At 53.1% G+C, this 2,061-nt stretch carries 1 protein-coding gene and 1 pseudogene; one reads left to right on the top strand and one right to left on the bottom strand.

Going from position 1 to position 2,061, the window contains the following annotated elements; translation table 11 throughout:
- Positions 1-541 precede the first annotated feature (541 nt).
- Positions 542-1,582 (bottom strand): metalloregulator ArsR/SmtB family transcription factor, encoded by a 1,041-nt coding sequence (locus VKV18_RS00890; RefSeq protein ID WP_324202345.1) that lies wholly within the window; start codon positions 1,580-1,582, stop codon positions 542-544.
- A 288-nt stretch (positions 1,583-1,870) separates the two neighbouring features.
- Here VKV18_RS00890 and VKV18_RS00885 point away from each other — a divergent pair.
- Positions 1,871-2,061: pseudogene (locus VKV18_RS00885) on the top strand (hypothetical protein); the annotation flags it as partial.

Raw genomic sequence — 2,061 nt, 5'->3', positions numbered from 1 at the left:
GAGATAGTCGGCAAAGGTCCCTTCCCACGCCAATTCGCGTTCATGGGCACGTTGTTCAGACATCCTTTTCAGGAAGTCGGTGGTGCTTGTGCCTGTCATCTTCATACAGCCTCCTGCTGTCTGCCTTACAGTATGCAAACGGATTATTTGAGTTTTCGTGATAAGTTGTTCTGTTTTCGATTTGAGGGCAATTACCCCTTAAAGCGAAAAGCCCCATCGGTGCGAGTAACCGCACGCCGAAGGGACTAGATTGTCAAAACGACCCTGTTATTCGAGCTTCTGCTCTTCGATACAGGCCTTTGCAGTCCTCCTCAACGGATTATATCATAATCCCCTATAGGTGGGCGAGGACGTTACCCTTACAACATATTATGGGTTTTTGGCCTTTAGATCAATATACGTTCTCATTGAGATGCGCTGCGCCCAAAATCAACGAGGCGACGGTTCTTCTGACTGCCTATTTGCCCAATTTGTTCAAACGCCAATGTTCTTTACTCATAGTACTTATGGAGGGAGGGATAAAGGTTCCCGAAGGACGATGTCATAATGCGTTGTTGCCGTCGAAAGGTTCCTCTTTCTCTTCATAACAGCCTTTCGGCCAGCGGGCACGGATGTACTCTAAAAAGCGCGAGAGGGTAGGGGCCGTGAGAAAGCCCTCTTCATGCGGCACGCGCTCGGGGTGGTCGTCAATATAGTGGCCGCCTACGGCGATAAGAAACGAATGATGTTGACGCAGCTCTTTGAGATGTTGTAATAGGCGCTGAGCCTCCTCCCACTGCTCCTGCATGGCGACGGAGACCACCACAAGGTTCGGTTTGGCCGAACGCACGATCTCCACGAAACTGGGGGTGGGAACGTTTGCCCCTAAAAAGAGGGTTTCCCATCCGAGGGCGTGTAGGCCATCGGCGATCATGCGTAGGCCAAGCTGATGCCAATTCCCTGCAACGCAGCCCAACACGGCGCGGCATCCAACAAGGGCGATGGGGGTGTAGAATTGGGCGATCCGAGCCATGAGCCGCTCGACGATGGCCGAAGCGAGGTGCTCATGCGCTTCATCGGTTAGCTCCTGTTGGTACATCTCCCCGATGCTTTGTAAGCAAAACTGAAAGATTTCCTCATAGATAAAGGGCATTGCGACGCCCTGGGCGAGCATCGAGTTAATGAGGATGACCGCGGTGGATTCATCTCCTTGCAACAGCGCATCGAGGAGGGTTTGGCGCCACGAGGCGACTTGCTCTGGAGTAGACGGTTTCATAGCGGAGGCCTCCGGCGAGGAGCTTGGAACAGGGGTTTTGGGGGTTGGGGTTGCGGAGGCGGCGATCTCATGCATACGAAGAAGCACGTCGGCGAAGGGCATGGCGAGGGAGTAGTAGACAAATCGGCCCATCCGTTCCGCCTTTACAAGCCCTTGTTGGCGCATCTTTGCCAAATGGTTGGACACATTCGGTTGTTTCAAGCCGGTCGCTTGCACAAGCTCCGTTACCGTGCGGCGTCCGAACTGAAGGCTCTCTAGAATGGCGCGCCGTGAAGGTTCGGCCAAGGCTCTAGAGAGAGCGTCGGGGGTTCGTTCCCCTCGCATCATGTTCTCCATGCAATTAGGATGTCCGTGGTAGGCCCTCTTGTTTTCTTGCTCGGATTAAAATAACCTTACGTAATATTGTGCCTGCGTCTAACGCTTATAAAAACATAGCAAGGAGACCCCCTGCGTTTGCGCAGAGGAGGAATTGCTAGCCGCATCAGCCCGATTGTTTCAGCAATCGGGGCGTCAAAATAACTCCTTGCACTCCTTTCCGATTTAGGTGGTGAACCCAGAGTATTCATGATATAATACCCTCGATAAACAAAGATTATCCAAAAGAAGGGCAAGGCAGTGAAAGTCACGTTGTGCCTGAAACTGCATGTAGACCCCGCCACCCAAAAGGCTCTACAGGAAACGCTCTTGCAGTTTACAGACTGCTTCAACGCCGTATGCACTTACGGATGGGAGCAGAACGAGCGCAACGGAACCCGACTGCACCAGGCGACCTACCAGCCCCTTCGGAAAGCGCACCCTGACCTGCC

It is taken from the genome of Chthonomonas sp., from assembly GCF_035294505.1.
Classification (GTDB): Bacteria; Armatimonadota; Chthonomonadetes; order Chthonomonadales; family Chthonomonadaceae; genus Chthonomonas.
Note: the sequence above shows the minus strand (reverse complement) of the source record. Positions and strands in the feature narration are given on the sequence as shown.

Bases quoted from the DNA above. Each gene is read 5' to 3' on its own strand.
- VKV18_RS00890 (WP_324202345.1), bottom strand. From the start codon at position 1,582: ATGATGCGAGGGGAACGAACCCCCGACGCTCTCTCTAGAGCCTTGGCC.